This is a genomic window from Croceicoccus esteveae (assembly GCF_031846435.1).
Lineage (GTDB): Bacteria > Pseudomonadota > Alphaproteobacteria > Sphingomonadales > Sphingomonadaceae > Croceicoccus > Croceicoccus esteveae.
In genome coordinates this window covers 25134-50638 of sequence record NZ_JAVRHS010000012.1, presented here as the reverse complement: position 1 = coordinate 50638, position 25505 = coordinate 25134, and the positions used below count along the sequence as shown (strand labels likewise).

At 60.3% G+C, this 25505-nt stretch carries 20 protein-coding genes, 1 tRNA gene and 1 pseudogene; 9 read left to right on the top strand and 13 right to left on the bottom strand.

What is annotated here, in order from left to right:
• Nucleotides 1-39 precede the first annotated feature (39 nt).
• Together RM533_RS11965 and RM533_RS11960 are read right to left on the bottom strand one after the other, a co-directional pair.
• The gene (locus RM533_RS11965; RefSeq protein ID WP_311341459.1) at nucleotides 40-342 is read right to left on the bottom strand and encodes a hypothetical protein; all 303 of its coding nucleotides are present in this window, start codon (nucleotides 340-342) and stop codon (nucleotides 40-42) included.
• A 735-nt stretch (nucleotides 343-1077) separates the two neighbouring features.
• Entirely contained in the window at nucleotides 1078-3174 is a 2097-nt protein-coding gene (locus tag RM533_RS11960; RefSeq protein WP_311341458.1) for an EAL domain-containing protein, read from the bottom strand.
• 131 nt (nucleotides 3175-3305) lie between these two features.
• Between RM533_RS11960 and rbfA the strand changes: the two genes are divergently transcribed.
• Entirely contained in the window at nucleotides 3306-3827 is a 522-nt protein-coding gene (rbfA, locus tag RM533_RS11955; RefSeq protein WP_432265072.1) for a 30S ribosome-binding factor RbfA, read from the top strand.
• A gap of 145 nt (nucleotides 3828-3972) precedes the next feature.
• Here rbfA and pnp read toward each other — a convergent pair whose 3' ends face one another.
• From pnp to RM533_RS11930, 5 genes are all read right to left on the bottom strand, one after another.
• Nucleotides 3973-6309, bottom strand: coding sequence for a polyribonucleotide nucleotidyltransferase (pnp, locus tag RM533_RS11950; RefSeq protein ID WP_311341456.1), 2337 nt, complete (start codon nucleotides 6307-6309; stop codon nucleotides 3973-3975).
• A gap of 170 nt (nucleotides 6310-6479) precedes the next feature.
• Complete coding sequence (gene rpsO, locus RM533_RS11945) at nucleotides 6480-6749, bottom strand: 30S ribosomal protein S15 (RefSeq protein ID WP_311341455.1); 270 nt, start codon at nucleotides 6747-6749, stop codon at nucleotides 6480-6482.
• Between the two features lie 4 nt (nucleotides 6750-6753).
• A complete protein-coding gene (gene truB, locus RM533_RS11940) occupies nucleotides 6754-7740 on the bottom strand; it encodes a tRNA pseudouridine(55) synthase TruB (RefSeq protein WP_311341454.1) in 987 nt (328 codons plus the stop codon).
• Between the two features lie 45 nt (nucleotides 7741-7785).
• Nucleotides 7786-8475 carry a site-2 protease family protein gene (locus RM533_RS11935; protein WP_311341453.1) on the bottom strand — a complete coding sequence of 230 codons (690 nt, stop codon included), beginning with the start codon at nucleotides 8473-8475 and terminating at the stop codon, nucleotides 7786-7788.
• 57 nt (nucleotides 8476-8532) lie between these two features.
• Complete coding sequence (locus RM533_RS11930; RefSeq protein WP_311341452.1) at nucleotides 8533-9357, bottom strand: GcrA family cell cycle regulator; 825 nt, start codon at nucleotides 9355-9357, stop codon at nucleotides 8533-8535.
• 117 nt (nucleotides 9358-9474) lie between these two features.
• Between RM533_RS11930 and RM533_RS11925 the strand changes: the two genes are divergently transcribed.
• Nucleotides 9475-10341, top strand: a complete 867-nt coding sequence (locus RM533_RS11925) for an ABC transporter permease (RefSeq protein ID WP_311341451.1) — start codon at nucleotides 9475-9477, stop codon at nucleotides 10339-10341.
• 33 nt (nucleotides 10342-10374) lie between these two features.
• Here the strand turns inward: RM533_RS11925 and hspQ are convergent, their stop codons facing one another.
• Nucleotides 10375-10803, bottom strand: a complete 429-nt coding sequence (gene hspQ, locus RM533_RS11920) for a heat shock protein HspQ (RefSeq protein ID WP_311341450.1) — start codon at nucleotides 10801-10803, stop codon at nucleotides 10375-10377.
• A gap of 190 nt (nucleotides 10804-10993) precedes the next feature.
• On the opposite strand from hspQ, the gene RM533_RS11915 reads away from it, so the two are divergent.
• A tRNA-Ser gene (locus tag RM533_RS11915) sits at nucleotides 10994-11083 on the top strand.
• Nucleotides 11084-11224: 141 nt separating this feature from the next.
• The gene (locus RM533_RS11910; RefSeq protein ID WP_311341449.1) at nucleotides 11225-12124 is read left to right on the top strand and encodes a tyrosine-type recombinase/integrase; all 900 of its coding nucleotides are present in this window, start codon (nucleotides 11225-11227) and stop codon (nucleotides 12122-12124) included.
• On the opposite strand, the gene RM533_RS11905 is transcribed toward RM533_RS11910, so the two are convergent.
• Nucleotides 12071-12514, bottom strand: a complete 444-nt coding sequence (locus tag RM533_RS11905) for an MgtC/SapB family protein (RefSeq protein ID WP_311341448.1) — start codon at nucleotides 12512-12514, stop codon at nucleotides 12071-12073. The two genes, RM533_RS11910 and RM533_RS11905, sit on opposite strands and share 54 nt — an antisense overlap.
• A gap of 964 nt (nucleotides 12515-13478) precedes the next feature.
• Nucleotides 13479-13751: pseudogene (locus RM533_RS11900) on the bottom strand (integration host factor subunit beta); the annotation flags it as partial.
• A gap of 219 nt (nucleotides 13752-13970) precedes the next feature.
• On the opposite strand from RM533_RS11900, the gene RM533_RS11895 reads away from it, so the two are divergent.
• Nucleotides 13971-15542 (top strand): peptide MFS transporter, encoded by a 1572-nt coding sequence (locus RM533_RS11895; protein WP_311341447.1) that lies wholly within the window; start codon nucleotides 13971-13973, stop codon nucleotides 15540-15542.
• Nucleotides 15543-16166: 624 nt separating this feature from the next.
• Here RM533_RS11895 and dxs read toward each other — a convergent pair.
• Together dxs and msrB are read right to left on the bottom strand one after the other, a co-directional pair.
• Nucleotides 16167-18089, bottom strand: a complete 1923-nt coding sequence (dxs, locus tag RM533_RS11890) for a 1-deoxy-D-xylulose-5-phosphate synthase (RefSeq protein ID WP_311341446.1) — start codon at nucleotides 18087-18089, stop codon at nucleotides 16167-16169.
• A 167-nt stretch (nucleotides 18090-18256) separates the two neighbouring features.
• Entirely contained in the window at nucleotides 18257-18745 is a 489-nt protein-coding gene (msrB, locus tag RM533_RS11885; protein WP_311341445.1) for a peptide-methionine (R)-S-oxide reductase MsrB, read from the bottom strand.
• Nucleotides 18746-18986: 241 nt separating this feature from the next.
• Here msrB and queG point away from each other — a divergent pair, with 241 nt between their 5' ends.
• Both queG and RM533_RS11875 read left to right on the top strand, forming a co-directional pair.
• Complete coding sequence (gene queG, locus RM533_RS11880) at nucleotides 18987-20030, top strand: tRNA epoxyqueuosine(34) reductase QueG (RefSeq protein WP_311341476.1); 1044 nt, start codon at nucleotides 18987-18989, stop codon at nucleotides 20028-20030.
• Between the two features lie 147 nt (nucleotides 20031-20177).
• Nucleotides 20178-21203 (top strand): hypothetical protein, encoded by a 1026-nt coding sequence (locus RM533_RS11875; protein ID WP_311341444.1) that lies wholly within the window; start codon nucleotides 20178-20180, stop codon nucleotides 21201-21203.
• Nucleotides 21204-21583: 380 nt separating this feature from the next.
• Here the strand turns inward: RM533_RS11875 and RM533_RS11870 are convergent, their stop codons facing one another.
• A complete protein-coding gene (locus tag RM533_RS11870; RefSeq protein ID WP_311341443.1) occupies nucleotides 21584-22465 on the bottom strand; it encodes a Crp/Fnr family transcriptional regulator in 882 nt (293 codons plus the stop codon).
• A gap of 442 nt (nucleotides 22466-22907) precedes the next feature.
• On the opposite strand from RM533_RS11870, the gene RM533_RS11865 reads away from it, so the two are divergent.
• Both RM533_RS11865 and RM533_RS11860 read left to right on the top strand, forming a co-directional pair.
• Nucleotides 22908-23732: an SDR family NAD(P)-dependent oxidoreductase gene (locus tag RM533_RS11865; protein WP_311341442.1), complete on the top strand. Its 825-nt coding sequence runs from the start codon at nucleotides 22908-22910 to the stop codon at nucleotides 23730-23732.
• A gap of 922 nt (nucleotides 23733-24654) precedes the next feature.
• On the top strand, nucleotides 24655-25503 hold the full coding sequence (locus RM533_RS11860; protein WP_311341441.1) for an ABC transporter permease: 849 nt from the start codon (nucleotides 24655-24657) through the stop codon (nucleotides 25501-25503).
• Nucleotides 25504-25505: the final 2 nt, after the last annotated feature.

Sequence of the window (25505 nt, the reverse complement as noted above, 5' to 3'; positions counted from 1 at the left end):
GCCTGTTGTACTCGCGCTGTAACCGATGGTTGGATCAGGCTACGCGTTCGGGCACATCACGGGCTTTGCAGCAGCACCGGCGATGATCTGCGTTTGCGCAGTTTGGGGCGTCATGAACTGTTCCGCGCTGCTGTGCCGGTATGTGTGCGCCTTGAAGCGGCTCTGCCAGAAAGCCGCTCCGCGTCGGACCGGGATATCGGCAGTGGCCATTGACAGCTCGCCATGAATGATATCGTGAACGGCTGCCCAGGCTTCTGTTTGAGATTGGTTCTGTTCTGTCCGGGTCGTCACCAGGGTGCGGATCGGACAGGACATCGGGTAAAGCTGCCGCGCGTCGGACATAAGTTGCGCATGTGGCTGCCAATCCCGGTCATCTGTACCAGCGTCGCCGCACAACGCCCCATCCACGTCGACGCAGCTTGTGAAGCATCAAATTCCGCTGAGACATCTGCGGCCAAGGCACCTTTACGAAGACAAGATCAGCTTCTGGAGGGTCTTGCTAAGGGTCCATAACGGCAGCAAACAGAGTCAGCTCGTCAAGACCTTACTGCGCGACGCGGTCACGGGCAGCGCATTGCATCCCACCGTTGATGCTTTCATCATTCATAAGCCCGTTGCACCGGTGTCGGACGATTGGCCGCATGCCTGCAACCTTGGTCCTGCCCAACGCATAATACGCTTTTCCGTCCAGCTGTCCGGATCGGCAATTCGCGTGTTCGTCAGCAGCGCCAGCAGTCGTACGGGCACCATGCCGCTTCGCCGGACCCGACCGTGATGTCGACATCGCGAGACAGCCGATGAAGATTGTGAAGGATTGCGTCTTTCTTATGTCGAACAGATTGCGGTAAGGCATTGCAGCGTTGTTTCCAAACGGTGCGGCGCTGTGATCTGTGACATCGGTGGTTCCTGCTGCACACACCGGGCGATGAAGCGCCTGCCTTTGCTTCAACGTCTGTAGACTCAGCCAAGTACAACCCGCCTGCCTGCCACAGTCGTCCACGCGCAGACTACCTCAGTAAACCCGGCCGGTGAAACAAGCCAGGCCGGTAGATCAGGCCGGCTGACTACACCGGTCCACTAGGCCGCGCGCGTATTCAGCCGGTCTTCATCAGACAGCAACAGGTGCAGATATCGAGCCATGGTTTCGGCGTTCGCCCGCATGAAATCGAACCCGCTCACGGTGGCGCAATGGTCGAACTGCTCCTTTCCCTGCGTTATTGACCCCACATACGCCATCGCCCAATTGCCGAAAGACCGTTGGTCGATCGGATCAATTGACAGGAGCTGGATGTCATCATGTCGCTCGTCCATCTGTATACGGTTGAACACGCTTTCCAGCGCATCTTTCGACCCTTCCAGAACCTGAGCAAAAAGATCTTCTGTGAACATCAGGGCCCCCGTAATGCCTGCCCGTTCGTTGTTGCGGCGGGATGCTTCCATGATATGGTCCACTGCCGCTCGCATCTCGTCAGCCGGCGCGGCCATGGCGTTGCGGCTGTAATATACGAGCCGAAACAGGTCCCTCTCCACCAGATCAGTGGCATCGTCCGTTCGCTCCGGCGAGAGCGTTGGCGTATGTGACGGGGCGGACTGCGTAATGCCGATCGTGTCGAGCAGCGCGGCCACTTCGGCTGCCGGAACGGGGCGGCTTATCAAGAAACCTTGCGCAGAGCCGCAGCCCAGATCGGTTACGCTGCCCAATTGCTCCTCTGTTTCAACCCCTTCCGCAACTGTGGTCATGCCAAGGTGCCGGCCAATTGCAGTGATCGCGCTGATTATGGCGTTGTTGCGAACAGGATCGCCAGCGCGCACGAAGCTTTGATCGATCTTTATGGAATCAAAGGGAAAACTCTGCAGATAGCTAAGCGAGGAATAGCCTGTACCAAAATCGTCCATGGACACCCGCACACCCAGATCACGCAGCGCATGCAAGGTAGCGGCGCATTGCTCTGCGTCCGACATCAGCGTGCTTTCGGTGATTTCCACCTCAAACCGTTCTGGTGGAAGCCCAGCGGCTGCCAGCGCATTGGCAACGCAGCTGACGAGCTTGCCACTTGTCAGTTGCTTGGCCGACACGTTGACCGCGACACACACCGGCCGCGACCATGAGGCGGCGTGGTCGCAGGCCTGGCGGATTACCCACTCACCGATCGGCACGATCAGCCCCGTTTCCTCGGCAAGCGGGATGAATGTAGCAGGGGGAATGACTCCGCGTTCCGGGTGGTTCCAGCGAAGCAGCGCTTCTGCGGCGATGGCAGTGCGCGACCCGAGTTCGATCTGCGGCTGATAGTGAAGCTCGAACTGGCGAAAGGCGAGTGCGCGCCGCAAGTCGCGTTCAAGCGCACGACGATCCTGCACCTCCTGATCCATTTGTTGTTCAAAGAAGCAGAACCGCCCACGCCCCGTCCGCTTGGCGCGATAGAGCGCAATATCGGCCTGCTTCATCAAGGTCGCGCTGCAATCGGCCGTTTCAGTAAGGGCAACACCGGCGCTTGCACCGATGTCGATCATGTGCCCGTCGACAAGGTAGGGTCGGCCGATCAGTTCGACGATCCGCTTCGCCAACTTTTCCGCAGCCTGTGGCTGCGCGGTGTCTTCCTGCAGCACGGCGAACTCATCGCCGCTTAATCGCGCTACCCGATCGTTTCTGCCAATCACGGTGGAAAGCCGTTCGGCAACCTTGCACAGGAGTTCATCACCCGCCGGATGCCCCAGCGTGTCATTGACCTGCTTGAAACGGTCCAGATCAATGAGAATCAGAGCGGCCATGCGCGCAGGGTCGAACATGCGGCTCATTTCGGGAATGATGGCGCTTCTGTTGGGCAACCCTGTCAGGGAATCGGTCACCAGCGCTGCCCGGGCGTCAGCCTGACCGTCGAGCCATTGCGTCACATCATGCAGGTGGCATAATGTTCCGCGTCCTTCAGCCGGTCCGACCCCAAGGCTGTATTGCCGATCGTGCAAAGTTATGGTGCGGCAGCTTGCGGAAAATGCATGCACCGGCGCGCCAAACAGTGCTTCAAAAGACACGCTGTCTTGGTTCGTCAGACCCAGAGCGTCGCGAAATGCGGCATTTGCCGCTGTCACCAACCCGGCCTCATCGATGATCGCAACAGCGCATGGCATGGCGTGAAGCAGCCAATCGTCGCCCTTGTCTGTGTTCCTGCTCTGCATGGTGCTGCCTGTTCCCACAAACAACAGAGGGCTAATGGTGATTAGTGAACAAGCATTTAACACAGCGACATGGGGGCAGAGACAAGAAGTGCGGTGTCGATTGGCGCAGATTGCCTGCCGCCTGCGCTCGAATGGTGTGCGGATACATTGACGGCGACCGCGTTTCAGCCTTTAAGGCTGCGGCAGGTAGCCCACGACGCCAGAAGCTCCCAGGGATCACCGTATTTCGCCGCCTTACCAGCGTATGGAGAACGCCATTGGCCCGTCACAGCCACAATCCGCAGGAACACAGCGTCCGCATGCTCAAGGTAGCCGAGCGGATTCGACATGTCCTGTCGGAACTGCTGACCCGGCAGGAAGTGCATGACGAAATCCTCACGGCGCATAGCGTCAGCGTGACACAGGTGCGGCTCACGCCTGACCTGCGCAATGCCAAGGTGTATGTCAAACCGCTGCTGGGCGCAGAAGAAGATGCGGTGGTGAAGGCGCTGCAGCGCAATACGGCGTTTCTGCAAAGCGAAGTGGCCAAGCGCCTCGGTTTGAAGTTCGCGCCCAAGCTGCAGTTCCGTGGAGACGAGACTTTCGACGAGGCCGATCGCATTGACCGGCTGCTGGATAATCCGCGCGTAAAGCGGGATCTTGGCGAAGATTGACGCATTCAAGGGTGTAATAGGGGCACCCACCCTGCTTGATCCACCAGCAGGATGCGGTGGGACACTTTAATCCTGCACACCGTTCTATCCTGCGACTTGCGGCACCGGGAACTCCGGTGCCGCTCGTCAGCCTGCTATTGTCGGGTCAATCCTCGTCGTTCTTGAGGAACGCAGGCATGTGCTCGGGATCGCCGCCCGCAGGACGGTCGTTCCGGTCCTGGCGCGGGCCACGGTCGCGGTTGCCGCCGCGCCCGCCACCGCCAGAACGATCGCCGTCGCGCCGTGGGCGGCGATCGCCACCCCTGTCGCCCCGGTCGTTGCGGTCACCACGCGGTTCGCGTGGTTCGCGTGGTTCGCGTGGCGGACGGGTGTCCTCCAGCTCCTCGCCGGTTTCCTGATCGACCACCCGCATGGACAGGCGCACCTTGCCGCGCGGATCGATTTCCAGCACCTTGACCTTGACCTCCTGCCCTTCGGACACGACGTCGGTCGGCTTTTCGACCCGTTCGTTCTTCATCTCGGACACATGGACCAATCCATCCTTGCCGCCCATGAAGTTCACGAACGCACCGAAATCGACGATGTTCACGACCTTGCCATTGTAGATCTTGCCGACTTCGGCTTCCTCGACAATGCCGGAGATCCATTTGCGCGCGGCTTCGATCTGGCTGATGTCGGAAGAGCTGATCTTGATCAGACCTTCATCATCGATGTCGACCTTCGCACCGGTTTCGGCAACGATTTCGCGGATCACCTTGCCGCCGGTGCCGATGATGTCGCGGATCTTCGCCTTGTCGATCTGCATCGTCTCGATCCGGGGCGCATAATCGGACAGTTCCGTGCGCGCCGAACCCAGCGCCTTGGTCATTTCGCCAAGGATGTGCGCGCGGCCTTCCTTCGCCTGCGACAGCGCCTGGCTCATGATCTCGCGCGTGATGCCCGCGACCTTGATGTCCATCTGGAGCGAAGTAATGCCCTTCTCGGTGCCCGCGACCTTGAAATCCATGTCGCCAAGATGATCCTCATCACCGAGAATATCGGACAGCACGGTAAAATCATCGCCTTCAAGGATGAGGCCCATGGCAATTCCCGAAACCGGCCGGGCAATCGGCACGCCTGCGTCCATCATCGACAGGCAACCGCCGCACACCGTCGCCATCGATGACGACCCGTTGGATTCGGTTATGTCGGACAGCACGCGAATGGTGTAGGGGAACTCCTCCTTCGTCGGCAGCACGGCCCGCAACGCGCGCCAGGCAAGCTTGCCATGACCGATGTCGCGGCGGCTCGGCGCGCCGAAGCGGCCCACCTCGCCCACCGAATAGGGCGGGAAATTATAGTGCAGCATGAAGTTGGAATAGGTCAGCCCTTCCAACCCGTCGATCATCTGCTCCGATTCCTTGGTGCCCAACGTGGTGGTGCAGATCGCCTGCGTCTCGCCGCGCGTGAACAGCGATGAACCATGCGTACGGGGCAGCAGGCCGACGATCGCCTCGATCGGGCGAACCTGCGTGGTGGTGCGTCCGTCGATGCGCTTGCCGTCCTTCAGGATCGCCTTGCGGACGATGTCGCTTTCCAGGCTCTTCACCAGCTTGAGGCGGCCCATGTATTCGGCCGGATCGGCGGCATTAAGCGACGCGTAATGATCGCGCGCCTTCGTCCGGGCGGCATTGACCGCATCCTGACGCTGCTGCTTGTCGGTGAGGCGATAGGCCGCGGCCAGATCGTCCCCGATGATGCCGCGCAATTCGTCGAGCGTCGCGCTCTTGTCCTCGACCGGGGAAAGCTCCCACGGGTCCTTGGCGGCCTGTTCGGCAAGATCGATGATGAGATTGACCACTTTGCCGATTTCGTCATGCGCGAACATGACGGCACCCAGCATGATGTCCTCATCGAGCTCCTTGGCTTCGGATTCGACCATCATCACGGCATTGCCGGTGGCAGCCACGATCAGATCGAGGTCGCCGTCAGCAGCGGCCTGCTGCGCCGGGTTCAGCGTGTAATCGCCATCCACATAGCCGACGCGGCAGGCGCCGATCGGACCCATGAACGGCACGCCCGAAATCGTCAGCGCGGCCGACGCAGCGATCATCGCCACGATATCGGGCTCGGTTTCGCCGTCATAGCTCAGCACCTGGGCGATGACGTTGATCTCGTTATAGAAGCCTGATGGGAACAGCGGGCGGATGGGACGGTCGATGAGCCGGCTGGTCAGCGTTTCCTTCTCGGTCGCGCCACGTTCACGCTTGAAAAAGCCGCCGGGAATGCGTCCCGCGGCCGAGAATTTTTCCTGGTAATGCACGGTGAGGGGGAAGAAATCCTGCCCTTCCTTCACCGTGCGCGCGGCGGTCACCGCGCACAGGACAACGGTTTCGCCATAAGTCGCCAGAACGGCGCCATCGGCCTGGCGCGCAATGCGCCCGGTTTCCAGGGTGAGGGTCTTTCCGCCCCACTCCATCGATACGGTTTTCGTGTTGAACATAGATTTTCCTCTGTCCCGCCGGCCAGATTGCTCAAGGCGGGGTTTGCTTGCCGGGATAAAGCGGCCCGGTCCGTTGCGGGATCGCGATCGACCCCATCAGGCAGTCCGGCACCGAATTGCGCCAGCCTGCCGATAAAGCAAAAAGCGGCCCCGCAGGACCGCTTTTCAAATCATTTGCGCAGGCCGAGCTTCTTGATCAGCTCATTATAACGCTCGACATCTATCTTCTTGAGATAGGCAAGCAGGCTGCGCCGCTTGTTGACCATCACCAGCAGACCACGCCGCGAGTGATTGTCCTTGTGATTGGCGTCAAAATGGCTGGTCAGATTGCGGATGCGCTGGGTCAGGATGGCAACCTGCACTTCGGGACTGCCGGTGTCATTTTCACCGCGCGCGTTGTCCTGGATGATCTGCTGCTTCTGTTCGGCCGAAATCGACATTTATTTACTCCGCGACATCATGGTTGGATAGGTTGAAGCCCCTGAGGACTCTTGCCTCGCCATTTTCGACCTGCATGAGAGCGACGGGGATATCGCCCGCCTGCGCCCAATAGGTGCCGTCTTCCCTGGCAAGACCGGACAATGTGCGGCCCTGTCGGACCGCTCCTGCCTCATCCGGAGTGAGGGACAGGGCCGGGATGTCGTCCAGCCCCGCCCGCATCGGCAGGAGAATTTCTTCGATCGGCGCGCCATTGCCCAGATCGTTCAGCCTGTCCAGCGAAATCGCCTGCGCTTCGCTGAACGGCCCCGCCTTCAGCCGGCGCAGGAACACGACATGGCCGCACGTTCCCAGCGCATGGGCGATGTCTCGCGCCAGTGACCGGATGTAGGTGCCTTTTGACACGCATGCGACCAGCGTCACCTGCTCAGCCAGTTCGAGCGGCGCTGCCGGATCATATGGATCGGGCCGGCCCCGCGTGGTAGCAAAGGCGGACAGCGGTGCTTCTTCATTACGCGCATTTGCCAGCGCAAGGGAGTGGATGGTCACGCAGCGTGCCGCCATCTCTACTGCCTCGCCCGACCGTGCGCGCCGGTATGCGCGCTGTCCGTCGATCTTCAGTGCCGAGAAGGCCGGTGGCACCTGCTCGATCTCGCCGACAAAGCTGGGAAGGATTGCAGCAATGGCGGCAAATGGCGGCCGACGTTGTGACCGGGTAACGACCTCCCCTTCCGCGTCGAGCGTGTCGGTTTCAGTGCCAAAAGCGATGGTGAAGGCGTATTCCTTGGTGGCATCAAGCAGCCGTCCGGCCAGCTTGGTCGCCTCGCCCACCGCGATTGGCAGCACGCCTGTCGCCAGCGGGTCGAGTGTGCCGCCATGCCCGACCTTGACTTTGCCATGGCCGGCCGCGCGCAGATTGCGCTTTGCCGCGGCGACTGCCTGGGTGGACCCCATTCCCAGCGGCTTGTCGAGGACGATCCAGCCGTTCGGCATCATCCGCCCTCCGGACAATTGGCCATCCAATCAGACAACCGCCAATCAGGCACCAGAGAGCGCGATGGCAACCGCCATGTATCTTTCGCGCAACCACTCGACAGGCGGCACGATGACGTTCTCGACAATACCCAGCCCCGGCAGGAAATACGGGACGCCCAGCAGCAGCACGAACACCAGCGCGAAGCCCAGCGGCCTGAGCCTTTCGTAGGCGGGCACGAGACGGCGCGGCAGCACCCCTTCCAGAATATGCGACCCATCGAATGGCGGAATCGGCAGCAGGTTGAACAATGCCAGGAAAATGTTGATGAGGATGAAATAGTTGAGGCTGGTCGCCAGGAAGACGGTAACCGCGCCCGGTTCGGCAGAGCCGGTGGCAAGCGCCAGCAGCCCAAGCCCGATCGCGCCGACAAGCGCGAGCACCAGATTGGTGCCCGGCCCCGCGAACGCCACGGCCATCATGCCAAAGCGCGGATTGCGCAGCCGGTCCTTGCGCACCGGCACCGGTTTTGCCCAGCCGAACACCGGCATGCTGAGCAGCGCCAGTGCACCGGGCACAAGGATCGTGCCGACCGGATCAACATGGCGAACAGGGTTGAGCGTCAGCCGCCCGGCCCGGTGCGCCGTTTCATCACCCAGCATCCGCGCGACATAGCCATGCGCGACCTCGTGGAACACGATGGCGAGAACCAGCGGCACGATGATCGCCGCGGCAAGGAACAGCGTTTCACTCATGGTGCTGCCACAAATGCGCGCCTTGTCGCGACGCGGGCGCTGTTCCGGCCAACCGGGTCAACGCACGCGCGGCCCGCCAAACGGCAGCGGTGGTGGCGGCCGGCGTGAACCACGCGGCAATTGCGCCTGATAGGCGCGGCCGCAATGTTCCACACAGTAAGGAAAGCCGGGGTTCACAGCCTCTCCGCAGAAATGGAAATCCGGCTCGCCCGGGTGTCCCATGGGCCAGCGGCAGATCCGGTCGGTAAGATCAAGCAGGCTGGTCTTGTCGGCGATTTGCGTGCTTGGCTTTGCCGGCACAAGCCGGCGCGGAGGCGCAGGCGGTATCGGTGGCTGCTGATCACCGGGTCCCTGCCTCAGAAATCCGCCCGGCCCAACCGACACGATCCGGGTAGCGCCGGTGGCAGGCACCGGCTGCGCACCCCGCACGGGCGGCGTGGACCCCGCTGCCTGAGACGGCGTAGCGTCAGCAGCCGTGCTCGCGTCTTGTGGCGAAACGGCAGCAGGCGCCGGTTTAGCGGGCGTTACCGCAGCATTCCGGGGAGGAGCGGGCACAGCAACCTCACTGGCGGGCGATGGCGGGTTTACCCTGGCAGGCGCTTCAGGCGCTTTGGTCCGCGCAGGCTTGCCGGCCTGACTGCCAACATCAACCCTGGCCGCGTCAGCATCGACAGCCGTGATCTTCGCTGCCTCATTTGCAGCGCCTGCTTTTGCAGCAGCAGCCTTCACCGGAGAGGGACGGGCCTTCAGCCCGAGGCGATGCGCTTTGCCAATCACCGCATTGCGGCTGACCCCGCCAAGTTCCTCGGCAATCTGGCTGGCGGTGGAGCCGCCTTCCCACATCTTCGTCAACGTCGCGATGCGTTCATCCGTCCAGCTCATGGATACTCCGTCGTGTTTTAATGTTCGTGCCTGTGTTCGCACAATATATAGGAACGCCATCGGCGTGCGGCCAATCGCTTGTCAAGCAGTCAACATGCCGGTAGCCGGATGCCCGACATGACAAGATCGGATCCCCCTCACGACAAACCGCATGATCGCGCCGTCCCGCTGCAGGCGCCCGGCGTGCCGATAATCGGCAGAGTGAACTGGCTTGGCCTGTGGACTCTTTATATGAAAGAGGTGCGCCGGTTCTTCAAGGTGCAGACGCAGACTATCTGGGCCCCGGCAGTCACGACCTTGCTGTTCCTCATCATATTTTCGGTGGCACTGGGCCGGTCGAGCCGCGAAGTGCTCGGTGTGCCGTTCGCCAGTTTCGTGGCGCCCGGCCTCATTGTCATGGGAATGATGCAGAACGCATTTGCCAATGCCGGCTTTTCGCTGCTTGGCGGCAAGATCCAGGGCACGATTATTGACTACCTCATGCCGCCGCTATCATCTCTGGAGCTGATGGCAGGCATCGTCGGCGCGTCTGCAACCAGAGGCATCCTTGTCGGCCTTGCCGTGGCAGCAGCAATGGCCCTGTATCCGGGCGTGCAGCTCGACACACCGCACCCATGGGCGATCGTCTGGTTCGGATTGATGGGAGTGATCATGCTGTCATTGCTCGGCACCCTGACATCGATCTGGGCAGAAAAGTTTGATCACAATGCGGCAATTACCAATTTCGTAGTCGCGCCGTTGTCCCTGTTGTCAGGCACGTTCTATGTCATAGACAATCTGGCGCCGTTTTTTCAGGCGATCAGCCGGCTAAACCCGTTTTTCTACGTGATTTCGGGCTTTCGCTTCGGCTTTCTTGGCCGCAGTGACATCGGCGACACCAATATGGCCGTGCTGCATGGTGCTCTGGGATTGGGCGTGCTCAACCTGGTTTTGGGCATGGCAACCTATCTGATCCTGCGTTCCGGATGGAAGCTCAGGAGCTGACGCCTGCGCAATTGCTGCGCGCAAATCCGATGATCAGTGCCGCATGCTTTCGTGAAGCGGGTAGCGACCTTTGGCGAACTCGCCAAAGATCATGTCGAGCGAGGGATGGTCGACCGGCCCGCCTTCACCATCTTCTTCCAGATTCTGCTGGCTGACATAAGCGACATAGCTTGCCTCGTCATTTTCCGCAAACAGATGGTAATAAGGTTGCTCCCGGGCGGGACGCAGATCCTGCGGGATTGATTCGTACCATTCCTCGCTGTTGGCAAAGACCGGATCGACATCGAAGACGACGCCGCGAAAATCATGCATGCGGTGGCGAACGATATCGCCGATTGCGAACCTGGCGCTGGCAACAGAAGGCGCGGTCACAGCCCGCCCTGCCTGGGGGGAGAAATATGTCGCTCGGGCGGTTCTGGCCTTGCGCGCCTCTCCGTCGTCGGGAATGAAAGGGGTGCTCATGCTGCCAAAGATAGGACAGCGACCCCGCAAGGACAAGCAGCGATCGCCGCTGCGGGTTTGCCAGACAATTCAGCCACCTTGTTTTGCAACCTTATTTGACTTGGCAACGGCAGTGCAATCGGTTACCCGCGCCTCGTCGCTCGAGGGACTGTGCGTAACACGCACCTCACCACGCACGAACGGCTGTAGCGGAGAGGTGGCAGAGAGGTCGAATGCGCCGCACTCGAAATGCGGTTTACGGGCAACCGTAACGTGGGTTCGAATCCCACCCTCTCCGCCAATTGCCTGTTTCCCCTCACCTCTCGCCATTCCATTGACCCTCTGAAAGCTCGCAAATCCAGCGCTTTCATGTGTCCCGCTGTGTCTTGCTGTTTCCCACCAGCCGCGATATGCTGTGGGAGAAGATGTGGGAGGAGCAGCAATGGGCCGATTAACGGCAACGGCAGTGAAAGCGGCAAGCGCACCGGGGCGCTATGGCGATGGTGATGGCCTGTTCCTGCTGATTGGCAAGCGCGGCGGCAAAAGCTGGATGGTGCGCGTGCAGAAGGACGGCAGGCGTCGGGACATCGGCTTGGGCAGTGCGGCCAAGGTGCCTCTCAAGCTTGCTCGTGAAAGAGCCGCAACAACCCGCTCGCAGGTGGAAGCGGGCATTGATCCGGTGGCCGAACGCAAGAAGGCGGCTGGCATTCCGACCTTCCGCGAAGCGGCTGCGCTCGTTCACGCCGAACACAAGAGCGGCTGGAAGAACCCCAAGCATCGGGCGCAATGGCTATCGACGCTGCAAAGTTACGCTTTTCCTGCCTTTGGCGACGTGGCGGTGAGCGACGTTGAAGCGCCAGCCGTGCGCGATGCGCTTGCCGCGATCTGGCTGACCAAACCTGAAACTGCCCGACGCCTTCGCCAGCGCATTCGTACGGTAATGGATTGGGCGGTGGCGAAGGGCTATTGCGACGGACCGCTGGCGATGGCGGTGATAGACAAGGCATTGCCCAGGCAGCGCGCCAAGGTGAAACACCATGCAGCACTGCCCTACGCCGACCTGCCGAACTTTATGCAGGGTTTAGCTAAACGGGAAACGGCGGGCCGGCTGGCTCTGGAACTGGCAATCCTGACTGCCGCGCGTTCAGGCGAGGTGCGGCTGGCAACATGGGCCGAGTTCGACCTTGACGCCAGGCTCTGGACCATCCCTGCCGAACGCATGAAAGCCGAGGCTATAGCAGCGAAATGGCCAGCGAACCTGCAACGGCCAAGCCCCAGGCGTCAGGCGTCAGGCGTCAGGCGAGTTATCCGCAACGATCTTTGCCACCGGGGTCAACAATAACAATACCGCCAGGTTCAGCATCATCAGAACAACGGCAATTTCAACGATGCCGAAAGCGACCGCAACTCCGATTGCGCCAACATTCCAGACACTTGCAGCGGTAACAAGGCCTTTAACAGAGCCGTTGTTCTTGATGATGGCGCCGCCGCCGATGAAACCTATCCCGCCCATCAATCCTTGCAGCAGGCGCGTGAGGCTGCCGGCATCAGCGTCAGGCAGCTTTATCGCCAGCAAGGCAAAGCCGCAGCTGGCCATTGCAACCACCGGCAGAGTGCGAAATCCGACGCTGGAACGGCCACTGCCTCGTTCCCAGCCGAGTGGCAAAGCCAATGCGAATGCAAGAGCAAGCTGCCAGAAATAGCCGATCAGCACATCCACTTCAAAATGCACTGCCGCCCCCTAAGCTCTTGTGAATGAGATTTTTTGATCCTTTGAGGTTGGCATCAGTCGCTCTCAAACCGGTAAAATTCCTTGGGCGTCAAATTCTCGATCATCTTGTGTCCCCTGCCTCGATAAACTCCATTGAAGCTGCATGGATGTTCCAACCACTTTCAAGCCCTGCCAATCTGTCGGAGGTTGAGCCGCCAGATTGGCCGATTTGCACGGGTCAGCATGCAAGATGGACAGATGCTGATCATTGCGCTCCTAAGGTAGCGCCATAAAGAGCTATTTCTACTCTCTCTTCATCCTTGGCACGGTATTCCAGCATCTCGAGCCCGAGCGCATTGAACGGGCGCTGATCGGTGCTGCGCAAGCACCTGTCGATTATGGCTCGCAGGACCTGTGATAATGTGGGGCGCGAGCATCGCCGGCGCTGGTCTGGTGCGGACGGCGGGACTTGAACCCGCACTTCCATCCGGAAAACAGATTTTCATACCACTTCGGTTTTCACCGCCGCCATCAGGCGTTCGTGGTCTGGACTATCCCTTCACCCTAGCCATGGATAATGACCGTAGGTGCTGCCCGTCTAGTCTCTACACCTTCACGCCAAGATGATGGCGAGCTTGGCTCGGGATTGGCACGGCACGCGATGGCCACAGCTTTCCCCGAATTTGAGCAGTTCTACTCTCCGGATTTCTCCAAAGGCACTCCGGTTTTTCAAAGTCTGTTGCGTCTACCGATTTCGCCACGTCCGCACTTGCTGTATTGCAAGCGCCTCGTGCCACAAAGATCGCTTCTGTGCCACAGATTATCCGCAACACCGGAAAAACACTAAATGGATCACCAGTGAGGCAATAAAGCCGCGGCTATGTTTCGCGGATCAGGCGCGGCTGCCTGCTTGTGCCATACGCTGTGGCGGCAGATCCCAGGACCCTTCTTCGGCCGCTTTGCGCGACGCCGCACTTTTTGCTTCGTTCAGACCTTCGCGCAGCTCCTTGCCGGCCTTGAAGAAGGGCACCCTTTTTGCCGGAACGTCAACGGTTTCGCCCGTACGCGGGTTGCGTCCGGCGCGCGGCGCGCGTTCCCGAGTGGAAAATGCACCGAACCCGCGCAATTCAACCCGACCACCGTCGGCGAGGCGCTCAGCAATTGTATCAAAGAAGAGCTCGACCACTGCTTCCACCTCTTCGGGGCGAAGATCCTGGTTCTGCTCTGCCATTGCTTGAACGAGTTCTGATCTGATCACAGCAAATCCTCGGTGCTCCAGCTTTACAAAGCTGTGTCGCGCATGGGAAAATCCAATTGTTTCTCTTCTCATTTTTTTCGGCATCGCGCAACCAAACATTACAAATGATAGGTAATGACAGCCGTCATCCGGTTACGATAGCAACAAAGGCGCTTCACATGCGGCCGTTTTCATTTAATGTCTCGCGCCAGAACATGATGTGCGGGAGAGTGATGGCAGATGGCGACGCGATATGCGCAGGATGGTGATGCGGCCGGGACTTTCCTTGGACATCCCAAGGGGCTCTTCGTATTGTTCTTCGCCGAGATGTGGGAGCGGTTCTCCTACTATGGCATGCGTGCGCTGCTTATTTTCTACCTGACGCAGCACTGGCTGTTTTCCGATGGCGAAAGCGGGGTCATCTATGGCGCTTACACCGCGCTTGTTTATATCACGCCGGTGCTGGGCGGTTATCTTGCCGACCGGTACATCGGTCAGCGCAAGGCCACGGCGTTTGGCGCGCTGCTGCTGACGTTCGGCCATTTTCTCATGGCGTTCGAAGGGGATGGCGGACAAGGCAGCGCTGCTTTGAACATCTTCTGGCTGGCGCTCAGCTTCATCATCATGGGCACCGGTTTTCTCAAGGCGAACATTTCGGTGATGGTCGGGCAATTGTATCCACTCACCGACGTGCGGCGCGATGGCGCGTACACGATTTTCTACGTCGGCATCAACCTTGGCGCAGCGCTCGGCTCGCTTATCTGTGGCTACCTTGGGCAGACCTATGGCTGGTCGTACGGCTTTGGCGCAGCAGGCGTTGGCATGCTGGCTGGCCTGATCGTGTTCACCGTTTTCCGGCCGTTGCTGCTTGGTCGTGGCGAACCACCGATCGTGCTGACAAAGGTCCGGGAGTTTACCATCTACGGCCTGTCGGTTGCATCTGTCGGAGTGATCTGGGCCTTGATCCAGTTCCAGTCGGTGGTTGGCGGCCTGCTGATCGTAGCAGGGGTGGTGCTGGTGGGATATGTGCTGTTCACTGCCATCACCAAACTCGCTCCGCACGACCGGGATCGCATTTTTGCCGCATTGTTCCTGATGATGGGTTCGATCCTGTTCTGGGCATTGTTCGAACAGGCCGGATCCTCTCTCAACCTGTTTACCGATCGCCATGTGGACAGAGGCGGGGTGCCCGCTTCAATGTTCCAGTCCGTCAATGCCATCTACATCGTTCTGCTTGGTCCATTGTTTGCTGGCTTGTGGACTGTGCTTGGGCGCCGCGGCTGGGAACCTTCAGCCCCGGCCAAGTTCGGATTGGCATTGCTGCAGCTTGGCGCAGGTTTCCTCGTGCTGGTTGCAGGAACGGCAGCGGCCGGTCCTTCGCTCGTGCCTGTGCTGTTCATCTTCCTTATCTACCTGCTGCACACGACAGGCGAGCTTTGCCTTTCCCCGGTGGGATTGTCGGCAATGAACCGACTGTCTCCGGTACACATGGCGTCGCTCATCATGGGCACGTGGTTCTTCGCTTCGGCGACCGGCAATTTTGTTGCCGGGCTGATTGCGTCTGCAACCGGCGCAGAATCGGCTGGCGGCGAAGGTGCCGCACGCGAGGTGGTGATGGGCGTCTATACGCAGATCGGCTGGATCTCGGTCGGCGTCGGCGTCGCAGTGCTGATCATCTCGCCCTGGATCAGGAAGCTGATGCATCTTGATACTTTGGGAGACCGGAATGTCGGCGGTGATCTGCTGGGACAGCCCGAGGCTGGAGAACCGCAGGCCGCCGGGCTGCGGCCGGAGACCAGCCACCATGGCTGATCGAGGCGCGCTGCGGGTTGTCAGATAAGTTCGGTATGGGGTGTCTTTCGTCAAATAGGCGCAAATCACTTCGGAGTGATTTTGGCTCCGAACTGATCATTTTTGACGCACTTACCGCTTTATGAACGGTCAAGCTTTAAGACGCGGCAGCGCTACGCAGGAGCCGTGCGGCCAAACTTACCCGCTTTACGAAAATTTGGGAATCGAAGTCGCAGAGGCTGATCTTATAATGGTTTAGTGCTCATGACATCTGATAGACAGTGGCGAGAACAGCGCGGACAAGCAATTGACTGCGCGCGACGTCCTGCGATGAGAGCCAAAGCGAAGCCGGTGGCGAACGCCAGGCAAATGGCTCCCAAAAAAGCGATCCAGCCAAAAAACACTGCCCCTGCCCGCCAGACAGGCGAGAGCGCCCATTCCAAACCAGACAGACCAAAATGCGCCGCCGGACCACGCGCCAACTTTCCAGCCAGCTTTTGTTTGGGCGAGCGCCGAACAGAAACTTCCCGCGAGTATTATGGCTCCGCCTATCTAAAGCGCCCAATCAGGAAACTGGATTATGCCACCTTTTGATCAGACGTCTTTATTTATTCTCAACGGTTGGAATGATCGCCTTGCCCTTGCTCAGGCCCGGGCTTCTTCCACCCCGGCACTGTTGTGCCGCAGCGCCCTCAACACCGTGTCGACGATCTGCGGCGCGTTGAGACCGGCGGTATCGTACTGCTTGTCCGGGCTGTCGTGATCGAGGAATGCATCTGGCAGGCGCATGGTGCGGATCTTCAGCCCATTGTCCAGCAAGCCTTCATCGCTCGCCATGGTCAGCACATGCGCGCCAAGCCCGCCAATCGACGCTTCCTCGATGGTGACAACCACTTCGTGATTGGCAATCATCTGGCGGATCAGGTCCTCGTCCAGCGGCTTGGCAAAGCGCATGTCGGCAATGGTGGTGGACAGACCCTTCGCTTCAAGCTCATCGGCTGCCTTGCGCGCCTCTGCCAGTCGGGTGCCAAGCGACAGGATGGCGACCTTGGAGCCTTCGCGCACAATCCTCCCCTTGCCGATCTCCAGCAATTCGGGCGGGCCGGACAGGTCCAGCCCGATGCCGTTGCCGCGCGGGTAACGAAAAGCGATCGGTCCTGCATCATGCATGGCCGCTGTGTGGATCATGTTGACCAGCTCCACCTCATCCGCCGCCGCCATGACAACGAAATTGGGCAGCGAAGCAAGGTAGGTCACGTCGAAGCTGCCGGCATGGGTAGCACCGTCGGCCCCCACCAGCCCCGCCCGGTCAATGGCAAAGCGCACCGGCAGGTTCTGTATCGCCACATCATGCACGACCTGATCATAGGCACGTTGCAGAAATGTGGAGTAGATCGCGCAGAACGGACGCATGCCTTGCGCGGCAAGGCCGGCGGCAAAGGTGACGGCATGCTGTTCGGCAATCCCCACATCGAAGCTGCGATCCGCAAAACGGGCGGCAAAGCGATCAAGCCCGGTTCCCGACGGCATCGCGGCGGTAATGGCGCAGACGCGGCTGTCACGATCAGCCTCTGCAATCAGCGCATCGGCAAAGATGTTGGTGTAGCTTGGCGGCCCGGCAGCGGATTTCTTCTGCTCTCCGGTCACCACATCGAACTTCTGAACGCCGTGATATTTGTCGGCCGAGCGTTCGGCCGGTTCATATCCCTTGCCCTTTTGCGTCACGACATGAACCAGGCACGGCCCTTCGGCGGCGTCGCGCACGTTTTCGAGCACCGGGATCAGTGCATCCATGTCGTGCCCGTCGATCGGACCGACATAATAGAAGCCGAGCTCTTCAAAAAGAGTGCCGCCCATGGCGAGGCCACGCGCGAACTCATCGGTGCGGCGCGCTGCATTATGCAACGGGCGCGGCAGCTTGCGGGCAAATTTGCGGGCAAGATCGCGCAGGCCGAGAAACTTGCCGCTCGACACCAGCCGCGCCAGATAGGATGACAGCGCACCCACTGGCGGAGCGATCGACATGTCGTTGTCGTTCAGGATGACGACCAGCCGATTGCCGGCATCCTGCGCGTTGTTCATGGCTTCATAAGCCATGCCCGCGCTCATCGCACCATCGCCGATCACCGCAATGGCTTTACCAGGCACGCCCATCATCCGGTTGGCAGTGGCAAAACCCAGCGCCGCCGAAATCGACGTTGAGCTGTGCGCCGCGCCAAACGGATCGTATTCGCTTTCGGACCGCTTGGTAAATCCTGACAAGCCGCCGCCCTGCCGCAGGGTGCGAATGCGGTCTCGCCTGCCGGTCAGGATCTTGTGCGGATAAGCCTGATGTCCGACGTCGAAAATCAGCCGATCGCGCGGCGTATCGAATACGTAATGGATAGCAGCGGTAAGTTCGACCACACCAAGGCCGGAGCCCAGATGCCCGCCGGTCTGCCCCACAGCGGCGATCATCTCGGTGCGCAGCTCGTCGGCAAGCTGGCGCATCTGCGCCGGCTGCAGCTTGCGCAGATCCTGCGGGGTGGTCACTTGGTCGAGCAGCGGCGTAGCCGTTTCGGCAGTCATCATACCATCCTAGCCGGGCACGCCCGCCATGTCGAACATTCTGTAAAGCCGGCGCGTTGTAGCGGCATCGTCCGATGGCGCAATGCCCATCTCAGCAGGCGAGCGGCCCGTGCAAGCTTCACAAGGCCTACGCTTGCAGGCTGATGAACCGGAGCCGTGACGGCTGCTCAGGCGGCGATGAAATCCATAGCCGCTCCGTTCATGCAATACCGCTTGCCGGTCGGCTTGGGACCATCGTTGAACACATGGCCCAGATGCCCGCCACAGCGCGCGCAATGCACTTCCTTGCGCGGATAGCCGAGCTTGAAATCGGTGGCGGTGCCGATCCCGCCTGACAGCGGCCGGAAAAAGCTGGGCCAGCCGGTGCCGCTCTCGAATTTCGTGGCAGAGCTGTACAGCTTGTTGTCGCATCCTGCACAGATGTAAGTGCCGGCGCGCTTTTCATTATTGAGCGGCGAGGAATAGGGGCGCTCCGTTCCTGCCTTGCGCAAGATGCGGAACTCTTCCTTGTCCAAGCGTTTGCGCCAGCTGTCTTCGGAACGGCTGACGGGAAACTCCTTTGCCTGCGCCGCGCTGCCGGTACAGGCGGAAAGAAACGGCGCCACTGAGCAAGCGGAAAGCCAAGCGATGATGCTGCGTCTCGATGCGTTTTCCATGGAGGCTTCATAACACATTATGATGAGACAGACATTAACCAGCGGCGCCGGTCCGCTGCGCTTCCGACCTGTCACGCCGTTGGTACCGGGCCTTCAGGCCAGATCTTTTGTTTTCACTCTATCATGCCTATTTTCCTGAAATGCGGCTGGTGTGGATCAGGATGGATGGGCGGTGAACCGCACTTCGGGCAAGAACACGCCTGCTCCCACGACTGACGCGTTGGCCAAGCTAAAGGCAGACCTGTTTTTTCAAGCCGGGGTCGAAGGCTTTGCCAGTATTGGCATTGCCGACGCCGCAGCCGATGCGCAACGGTCCGCGCATTTTGCCCATTGGCTTGACGAGGGGCACCATGCCACCATGGGCTGGATGGAAGAGCGGCGGGACCAGCGCGCCGACCCGCAAACGCTGTGGCCGGCGGCCCAGCGCGTTATCGCGCTTGGCATGAGCTATGCACCCGGCACTGACCCGCTGAGCCTGGCGGACAGGCAATCCATCGGGCGTGTTTCCGTCTATGCGCAAGGTCGCGACTATCATGATGTGGTGAAAAAGGCGCTGAAGCGGCTGGCGCGTTGGTTGGTCCATGAAGCTGCCGCACGCGGCTTTGCTGACCCTCAGGTCAAGGTCTTCGTCGATACAGCGCCGGTCATGGAAAAACCGCTTGGCGCAGCGGCAGGCATCGGCTGGCAGGGCAAGCACTCCAATCTGGTGAGCCGCACCCACGGCAGCTGGCTGTTCCTCGGTGCGATCTACACCGATGTGCCGCTTGCGCCCGACACGCCGCATGCGGACCGTTGCGGCAGTTGCCGGCGCTGTCTGGATGCGTGCCCCACCAATGCCTTTCCGTCCCCGCGTGTCGTCGATGCGCGGCGGTGCATCTCCTATCTGACGATCGAGCACAAGGGATCGATTCCGGACGAGTTTCGCAAGGCGATCGGCAATCGCATCTACGGTTGCGACGATTGTCTGGCGGTGTGTCCGTGGAACAGTTTTGCAAGCGCGGCGGCCGCCAACCGGGCGTTCCTGCCACGCGCCGAACTTGCCGCCCCCCCGCTCGATGCCTTGCTGGCTCTGGACGACGCAGGCTTTCGGGCGCTGTTCTCCGGCTCGCCTGTCAAGCGTATCGGGCACGCCCGGTTCATCCGCAACTGCCTGATTGCCGCCGGCAACAGCAGGGACCCCGCCTTGCGCTCCTCGATCTTCACGTGGCGGGACGCTGCCGATCCGGTGATCGCCGAAGCCGCGCAATGGGCGCTTGCACAATTGGCTGCCAGCGCCGATCACTAGGATGGGGTCGCTCTGTCGGCCTTGCAACTGGCGTGCATGCCTGATGCTGCAAAACGGGCAATGATGCCAGAAAGGCGAGCGGAATACGGCGTTCAGGAACCTTGCGGCTGGATGAATGTTGTCTTGCCCAACAGGAGGAGCAGTATAATGGTAGATAACCGCGTCAATGAAACAACGGGAGGCACTGCCATCCCGGTTCAGGAAACGGTCGTTCACGACCATCATGTCCAGCATAACACGGTTCAGCGTGACCGTGGCGAATACGGATTGTCCGAAGATCTGCCGGGCTACGTCGGCGATGCATTCCGTTCGCGCGTTTCCTGGGGTGCGATCTTCGCCGGCACCGTTGTTGGCGTTGCCGTGCTGCTGCTCCTTGCGCTTGCCGGCATGGCGCTCGGCCTTTCCTCGATGGATTTCGGTCCGGGCGAAAGCGGCTTTTCTGGCATTCCGACAGGAGCCGGCATCTGGCTGGTCGTTTCACAGCTGATCGCGCTTGCCATTGGCGGGTTTGTCGCTGGTCGCCTCGCCGCCATTCCCAAGTCCACTAGCACTGCCTTTCACGGCGCAGCCGTCTGGGGCCTGGCCACCCTTCTGACTGCTTACATGGCGTCGAGCGCGGTCGGATCGATCGTGAACAGCGCGACATCGCTGATCGGATCGGTTTCTTCCGGTATCGCGCAGGTCGCGCCAGCCGCTGTGCCTGATCAGCAGACGCAGGATCAAATTGCGGCACAGACAGAGCAGGCCGTGAACTCGGTCTTGTCCCAGCGTGAGCAGCAGCAGGTTGCAAATGCGGTCGAGCAAAATGCCCGCGCGGTTGCCACAGGCGATGCAACGATAGCCGAAGCTGCGCGCAATGTGACGAACCGGTTGTTTGGAGCCAATGGCGTAGTCGGTCCTGAAGATCGGCAGCAAGCGATCGACCAACTCGCCCAGAGCACGGGCATGAGCCAAGCCGAAGCGACGCAGATCGTCAACAATGTCGAGGCACAGGCGCAGCAGGTTGCCAACAACGCCCCGGCAGCGGTGGCAAATGCCGCTACCGAAGCAACCGATGCGATTGCGACAGCAGCGTTCTGGGCCTTCATTGCCTCGCTGCTTGGCCTTGCCGCTGCGGTGTTTGGCGCGATTTCCGGACGCACCGAAGAGCGCGAAGTGGTTCGCCGCCTCTAAATCTGAACTTCTACGCAACAGATGATGGCGCTGCCTTGTAAAAAGGCAGCGCCATTTTCTTGCGCCGACCTCTTGATTTACCTGCTTTGGCAGAGGCTTACGCTTGCTCAGTATGCAAGGGCGCTGCACCCATGGCCCTCTGGCAGGTCAGGCCAGCAGCAGCCGAATTGCATATGCTCCTGCCCACGCCTGACAATCGGCCCTGTCGTCGAGCAGGCCATCCAAATCGGCCAAACCGCCCGCGCCGTGGCGGAGCAATTCCATGCCCCCTGTTCGTATCATGGACAGGATCGCCTACATTAAAGGCAAGCGGTTTTGTAACGATGCACAGCGTATCGGGTAAAGATCAAGAGCGTCCGACATGCAGCGTCGGGGACTGCTCAGCCCCTGACTGCGGCCCCATCAGCTTGCGGAGAAGCCGACAATGCTTCGGGGCTGAACGTACTTGCCGCTCCATCCAGGTGAAGAAAGGCAGGTGTAAATCCGGCAATATTCCGCAAGACCTCCGGGTCAAGAATGACAAGCTCGTCCCGGTACTTTTCCACCACACCCTCGGCCCGCAATTCCTTGAGCACGCGGTTGACATGCACCGCAGTCATCCCGAGCAGATCGCCAAGCTGCTTTTGCGTCAAAGGCAGCCTGTACCGATTATCTCGGGCCAGCCCGATCCTTGTCAGGCGTTGCTGCAATTCGCAGAACAGATGCGCGATCCGCTTGCGCGCGGTTCTGCCGCCAAGGCTTGCGATCCGTTCCTCGAGCGCAGCGTTCTCGATGGCGGCAAGTTTGCCAGAAGCGCCCTGTTCATCAAGAAAGTTGCGCAGCATGTCGCGGCTGACCGAGGCGATCTTGCACGCAGTCAGTGTAATGACCACGCGACTGCCCATCGCAACATACAGCCTGTCAAGATCGCAGATGTCGCCTGGCAACAGCAGAACAGTCATCTGCCGCCTGTCATCAGCAAGGATCTTGTAGCGACATGCCCACCCCTCCAACAGGATATGGACGTGTTCTACCGGTTCATGTGCATGCACGAACTCACGGTCGGCATCCAGAAGCTGCACGGACCCGCACAAGGACGCAAGCCGTGCCTGCGCTTGCCCGTCGAGGCCAAGCAGCGGCGCCATGCGCTGAACGAACAGATTGTCGTCTCGCCTTTTCACCGCCGCAACTGTCGCTTCGGAACTGTTCGTGTCACCCTGCATCTTGAGGTAAGTCCGCTTTGCGCCACATGTTCCGCCCGGCGCGCTTCTTTGATGTGCCATCAACATTGCCGTGGCGAAACGCCGCATCTGCGTTGCAAATATATGGCAGGATCAGGCTGATGGCGGCATCGGCGACGCGTCGCTGCAAAGCAAGACAGGTGCCGGAAGCTGCGTTCCTTATGACGGCAGGCAAATGTAGCAACACGCAGACTTCCATGAAGAACAGATCTCCTCTTCACTGCGAGCCCATGCCGCAACAACACCGTCCATGCACATATCGCATGACATAGCTCCCTTATTTATCACTGTATAGGTTTGTTATCGTTCACATTTGTTGTTCGCACGTCATGTGCTGAGGGACAGTTTCCCATCTTGTGCCAAGGCACTGAAGCAACTGCGATCCGGCACGAGGCTGTTTCCTCTGGTCCAGACCGCAGGGACTGCTATTCCCTTGTTGTAGTATTGGACAGAGCGAAAGCTGTCCGGCTTGAGGAGTATGCAGATGAAGCTTCAGAACCGTCGTGCGGTCATCACAGGTGGCGCAAGCGGGATCGGCCGCGCCATTGCCCGCCGCTTTGCCGAGGAAGGCGCACGCGTCGCGGTGCTCGACCTTGATCCTGACGAGGCGGCGGCCAGCCTGACCGGGTTGGAAGCGGACCGTCATCGGGCTTTTGGCTGCAATGTCGCCGACAGCACACAGGTTGATAAAGCGTTTGCTGATGTTGCCGAGGCATTCGGTGGGATCGACCTGCTGGTCAATTGTGCCGGCACCGGACAGGGCCCCGATGACGGCAGCGCCCAGCTTTACGCCAGCATCGCGCAGCGCCAGGAGCAGATCGCGAGGGGAGAAACTCCCACGCATCATCCGGACCAGACGATCCACATGACCGACGAAGGCTGGTTGCATGTGATCGGCATCAATCTGAATGGCGCATTCTGGTGTTCGCGCGCAGCAATCCGGGCGATGGCCGAGAAGGGACACGGCGGCGCGATCGTGAACATCGCCTCCACCTCCGCTGCGTCAGGCGAGGGGCCGATCCATTACGTCACCAGCAAGGCCGCTATCGTTGGATTGACGCGTGGCCTGGCGCGTGAAGTGGCGTCGCGCGGCATTCGCGTCAACGCTATCCATCCCGGCCCTACCAACACGCCCATCATGCAATCCATACCGGATGATGCAGTGCGTCAGTTGGAAGCAGCAGTGCCGCTGGGCCGCATGGCGCAGCCGGAGGAAATCGCGGCTGCCGCAATGTTCCTCGCCAGCGATGAATCGTCCTATGCCACCGGCAGCGTCGTGACTGTGAATGGCGGCTCCTACATGGTGTGACGCATGATGCAGTGGTTCGCACTGCAGGACAGGCAGGTCACGACGCAAGGGATCGCTTGAGATATTTGCCTTGCCGAAGCGGTCCTGTTCCTCGAGGGCCGTGACCTTCCGGGCTTGCACAGCGACTTTCACCGCTATCGCGTCGCGTAAAGCCGTGGCAGCAATCCGGCTGTCGTGTTTGCCAGCAGGAGTGCAGCGCAGATCGGCACTGGACCTCCGGGCTCGCCGGCAGGGTTCATCCCATTGTCGGGGCAAGGAGAGGTGCATGCGCCCCGCCGGCATCGGCAGCAACCGTCCGCTGATGGTGTTAATCTGAGCCGGCGAACTCTTGTCTTGGGTCATCCTCAGCTTTGCGTCCGGAATCGAGCTGCTGCTTGCCAACGGCAGAAACCAGCCTTGCGGATCATGGTCCTGCCCCCGCCCAAGCGACTGGCGGTAATCGTCGGCGGGACGATATCGTTGCTTTGCAAGGCTTCGATCCATGCCGCATGGGGAGCCAGGCTGGCCAGCGCTCACCACATTGTGCCGCGATGGCGCGCCCGACCTGATGGTTGCTTCCGACACTGGTCGTTCTTGAGATCTGGCAAACGCAACAGAGCGCTGACGGTCTGGTTCTGTTGCCCGGCAAAACTGCATGATTTGCGTCGGAAATGTGTGCCCGGCATCCGAACACCGGGATTGTGTTGGATTCGATCGGTATAGCTTGCGCGGATTGCTTCGCCCTTGGCGCCGGCAGGGATGCCGATGGGCGTACCGTAAAGAGATCCGGACCCGCAGTTCCCCGCCCTGTCCGATCAGCTTCGCATCAAGCAGATTACGCGTGCTTCCGGAACAGAATGCGGCATGACAACAGCTCGCTGGTGAAGCACATCTGCATAGTTATTCCAGTGACTTGAGCGCCAATGGTTGATACCAGCCGTGGATGAGCAGCCACACCCCTCAAGACACGCCACCGCAGGTCACGGTGATCAGGCCGCATACCGGCTGGCGGACAATAGATGTGCGCGAACTTGCCAGCCATTGGGATCTGCTGCGTTTTCTCACTCTGCGCAGCGTCAAGATCCGCTATGCGCAAAGCGCGCTGGGCATGGGATGGGCAGTGATCCAGCCCGTGGCGCAGATGGTGGTGTTCACCGTCATCTTCGGCAGCCTGGTGGGCGTGGGGTCGGATGGCAGCGCCTATCCGGTATTCGCCTTTGTTGCGCTGGTGCCGTGGACCTATTTTGCCAGCGCGGTGACGCAATCCACCAACAGCCTGCCCAAGAACGCGGCGATGTTGAGCAAGATCTACCTTCCCCGAATGATCCTGCCGATTTCGGAAGTCTGCGCCCGGCTGGTCGATTTTGCCATCGGTTTCGTCCTCCTGATCGGCATGCTGTTTATCTATGGCGTGCAGCCGACCGCCGGCGTCATTGTCGTGCCGCTGTTAATTTTAATCATGGTCATAGCCGCGCTGGGCATCGGGCTGTGGCTCACCGCCCTCGCAATACAGTTTCGTGACATCAATTACGCCACCGAGTTCTTCGTGCAGCTGCTGATGTATGCAGCGCCGGTGGTCTATCCCGCCAGCCTGGTGCCGGAACGGTTTCAGCTGCTTTACGCGCTCAACCCGATGGTCGGTGTCATCGAGGGTTTTCGTGCCGCATTCCTCGGTTCGCGCGCCATGCCGTGGGACCTTATTGGGGTTGGCGCGGCGGTTGCGGTCTTCCTTCTGGTCAGCGGCGCGTTCTTCTTCCGCCGCCGCGAACCCCTGTTCGCCGATGTCGCCTGAAC

Coding starts and splice junctions, on each gene's coding strand:
- RM533_RS11965 (WP_311341459.1), bottom strand. CDS start 342: ATGTCCGACGCGCGGCAGCTTTACCCGATGTCCTGTCCGATCCGCACC.
- RM533_RS11960 (WP_311341458.1), bottom strand. CDS start 3,174: ATGCAGAGCAGGAACACAGACAAGGGCGACGATTGGCTGCTTCACGCC.
- rbfA (WP_432265072.1), top strand. CDS start 3,306: ATGGTGTGCGGATACATTGACGGCGACCGCGTTTCAGCCTTTAAGGCT.
- pnp (WP_311341456.1), bottom strand. CDS start 6,309: ATGTTCAACACGAAAACCGTATCGATGGAGTGGGGCGGAAAGACCCTC.
- rpsO (WP_311341455.1), bottom strand. CDS start 6,749: ATGTCGATTTCGGCCGAACAGAAGCAGCAGATCATCCAGGACAACGCG.
- truB (WP_311341454.1), bottom strand. CDS start 7,740: ATGCCGAACGGCTGGATCGTCCTCGACAAGCCGCTGGGAATGGGGTCC.
- RM533_RS11935 (WP_311341453.1), bottom strand. CDS start 8,475: ATGAGTGAAACGCTGTTCCTTGCCGCGGCGATCATCGTGCCGCTGGTT.
- RM533_RS11930 (WP_311341452.1), bottom strand. CDS start 9,357: ATGAGCTGGACGGATGAACGCATCGCGACGTTGACGAAGATGTGGGAA.
- RM533_RS11925 (WP_311341451.1), top strand. CDS start 9,475: ATGACAAGATCGGATCCCCCTCACGACAAACCGCATGATCGCGCCGTC.
- hspQ (WP_311341450.1), bottom strand. CDS start 10,803: ATGAGCACCCCTTTCATTCCCGACGACGGAGAGGCGCGCAAGGCCAGA.
- RM533_RS11910 (WP_311341449.1), top strand. CDS start 11,225: ATGGGCCGATTAACGGCAACGGCAGTGAAAGCGGCAAGCGCACCGGGG.
- RM533_RS11895 (WP_311341447.1), top strand. CDS start 13,971: ATGGCGACGCGATATGCGCAGGATGGTGATGCGGCCGGGACTTTCCTT.
- dxs (WP_311341446.1), bottom strand. CDS start 18,089: ATGACTGCCGAAACGGCTACGCCGCTGCTCGACCAAGTGACCACCCCG.
- msrB (WP_311341445.1), bottom strand. CDS start 18,745: ATGGAAAACGCATCGAGACGCAGCATCATCGCTTGGCTTTCCGCTTGC.
- RM533_RS11875 (WP_311341444.1), top strand. CDS start 20,178: ATGGTAGATAACCGCGTCAATGAAACAACGGGAGGCACTGCCATCCCG.
- RM533_RS11870 (WP_311341443.1), bottom strand. CDS start 22,465: ATGGCACATCAAAGAAGCGCGCCGGGCGGAACATGTGGCGCAAAGCGG.
- RM533_RS11865 (WP_311341442.1), top strand. CDS start 22,908: ATGAAGCTTCAGAACCGTCGTGCGGTCATCACAGGTGGCGCAAGCGGG.
- RM533_RS11860 (WP_311341441.1), top strand. CDS start 24,655: ATGAGCAGCCACACCCCTCAAGACACGCCACCGCAGGTCACGGTGATC.